Annotated in this window: 2 protein-coding genes and 1 pseudogene (1 of these 3 cut by a window edge); 2 read left to right on the forward strand and 1 reads right to left on the reverse strand. The window is 64.3% G+C overall.

Annotation, left to right across the window (positions count from 1 at the left end):
- Window positions 1–209 (forward strand): annotated as a pseudogene (locus EN932_RS19085) (MFS transporter); the annotation flags it as partial.
- A 6-nt stretch (window positions 210–215) separates the two neighbouring features.
- Here the strand turns inward: EN932_RS19085 and EN932_RS19090 are convergent.
- Window positions 216–2,183: a M23 family metallopeptidase gene (locus EN932_RS19090; protein WP_027163525.1), complete on the reverse strand. Its 1,968-nt coding sequence runs from the start codon at window positions 2,181–2,183 to the stop codon at window positions 216–218.
- Between the two features lie 244 nt (window positions 2,184–2,427).
- On the opposite strand from EN932_RS19090, the gene EN932_RS19095 reads away from it, so the two are divergent.
- A protein-coding gene (locus EN932_RS19095; protein ID WP_127368057.1) for a hypothetical protein crosses the window boundary here: on the forward strand, window positions 2,428–2,500 show its beginning. The gene runs 272 nt beyond the window's last position; 73 of the gene's 345 nt are visible here — the first part of the coding sequence; its start codon is at window positions 2,428–2,430; its stop codon lies beyond the right edge, outside the window.

Consider the following 2,500-nt stretch of genomic DNA (forward strand, 5'->3'; position numbering starts at 1 on the left):
CCTCCGGCATCCCGGGATTTGGTGAACCGGCGCCAGCCGGGCTTGCCCCGGCCATCGATGCGACAAGGCTCGCCGCCAGCGACGCCGCGTTTGCCGCGGTTTCTTCGGTGACCGCGCTGCTTTGCCTGCTTGCGGCTGTCATCGCCTGGACGACCATTCCCGGTGATCGATTGCCATGGCCGCGAAAGGCCGAAGATACGCCAGGCTGAAGCCGATCAACCATCGATCTTGGCGCTCGCAACCTTCAGCGAATCGCTGTCTTCCTGCTTCAACAGTTCGTCGATGCGTTCGCGTTCGCGCTTGAAGGCGACGAGGTCATCGCCCTTCAGCACCTTGCCGACCGGCAGGCGGACACGCATCGGATCGACCTTGGTGCCGTTGACGATCAGCTCGTAGTGAAGATGCGGGCCGGTGGCGAGGCCGGTTTGGCCGAGGAAGCCGATGGTCTGGCCCTGGCGGACGTGCACGCCCGGTTCGATGCCTTTGGCAAAGGCGCTCTGGTGATTGTATGAGGTTTCGTAGCCATTGGCGTGGCGGATGATGATCTGCTTGCCGTAACCGCCGGCCCAGCCGACCTTCTCGACCGTGCCGTTGCCGGCGGCGATGATCGGCGTGCCGATGGGGGCTGCCCAGTCGACGCCGGTGTGCATGCGGACATAGCCGAGGATCGGATGCCTGCGGGCGCCGAACCCGGAGCGGAATTTCCCGGCGGGCAGGGGATTGCGCAACAGGAACTGCTCGGCACTCGAACCGTCCTCATCGAAATAGTCGGTGCCGCCGTCCTGCATCTGGAAGCGGTAGAAGTTGCGGGTCTGGCCGCCGAACGTCGCCGAGACGTAGAGAAGCTCGGAGCTGTCCGAGGTCTGATCGTCGCCGTCGGGCTGCGAGAACAGGACTTCGATGCGGTCGGCGGGGCTGAGGCGAGACTGGAAGTCGACGTCGGACGCCAGCAGCTTGATCAACCGCTGCGTCATCGCCTTGGACATGCCGTAGGAGTAGGCGGCGCGGTAGATGCCGTCATAGACGTTGGGCAGGTTGCCGCGCACCACCACCGGCGCCGACGAATCATCGAAGGCCGTCAGCAATTCGGGGTTCGGATCCGGTTCCTGCGCCGGCACATACTGGCCGCGATCGTTGAGCGCGATGGTGACGATGTGCTGGGTCCGGTCGTAGACGCTGGTGCGCACGACCTTGGCGGCATCGCCGTGAACCTCGAGGCCGACGCGTAGCACGGTTCCAGCCTTGAGCGCCGTCGCATTGAGCAACTTGGCTATGGCTTCGGCCATTCCGGTGGCGTCTTCCCCTGTGTAGCCCGAATCAGCAAAAGCCTCGGTGACGTCGAGATCCTTGGTGAAGGGGATGATTTCCTCGGCGAAAGCCGGCGCCTGGTCGTCAACGGTGGCTCGCGGCGCCACCGAGACGTTTTCCGGCACGATCTTGACGTCGTAGGAGCCGGCCATGCTCTCGGCAAAGGCTTCGCCGAATCGCTGCGGATCGACATAGTGGAGCGAAGCGACCTGCACGGCGCCGTCGCTGAGGTCGGTGCCGGCCTCGCGCACCACTTTTTCCACCTCGTCGGCGGAGAGGTCGCTCTTTTCGTCGAAGGAAGCCGTGTCGATCGGAAAATCGACGGTCTTCAGGCTCATCTCGCTTTCGACCTTGGCGCCGTAGATCTGGCCGGAAGCGGCCGAGGCCGTCGCCGGCTGGGCATTGTCGTCGCCGTCGTCGCCGAACACTTGCATCGGGTCGAAGGGGGGGTAGGCGCGGCTGGTGGTGTGGCCGGCGGCAAGGGCCATCTTGATCTGCACGAAAGGCATGGTGTGGATGACGTCGCGGTCGCCGACCTTGGTGACCATCGACACTTCCATGCGGCGGCGGTCCTTGGCCTTTGCGATCTGACGTGGCGCCACCAGCCTGGTCGTCTTGGCGACTTCGCCGGAATCTCCGTTGCCGGCAAGGCTGATCAACTCGGCGATCTCGGGTGGGGTGGCCAGCTGCTGGCGGCCGTCAAGAGCGGCGAACAGCGCCACGCCCATCAACACGCTCGAGGTCACGCCAGTGAGAAATGTTCCCGACAGCCAGCGTGCAGAAACCTCTCGCCGGTCGGGCGGGCCGCTGCGGCCATCCGCGATCAGCGGCGGCTCATTGCCGAGTTCGGCTATGACATCTTCCGTGTCTGGCATCCAGAAAGGCTGCTTCTTCCCCGGGCGGAACGGCTTGTCGCTTTTGTTGTGGCCGTGACATTTGCCTGTCATGGCAGGTGAAGTCAACGAAGCGCCAGGCTCCGACCGAATTGCCCCCAGGCACTTCTCCTATAGAGCACTCTACCAGGCGGGGCGGTGTACCTTCTCCGCAAGGCCCATCGCACACTCCTATATAGGAGGGCTCCTAAGAGAGGCGCTGCTCGATCGGCGGCGCCCACATTCGATGGCTTTGGTGTCGAACGGCAATGCGGCGGCAATAGGGCTCCTTCCTGGCCGTGCCACGCATGTTGCCAGCG

Origin of the sequence: Mesorhizobium sp. M7A.F.Ca.US.002.01.1.1, from assembly GCF_004022955.1 — a bacterium.
Classification (GTDB): Bacteria; Pseudomonadota; Alphaproteobacteria; order Rhizobiales; family Rhizobiaceae; genus Mesorhizobium; species Mesorhizobium ciceri.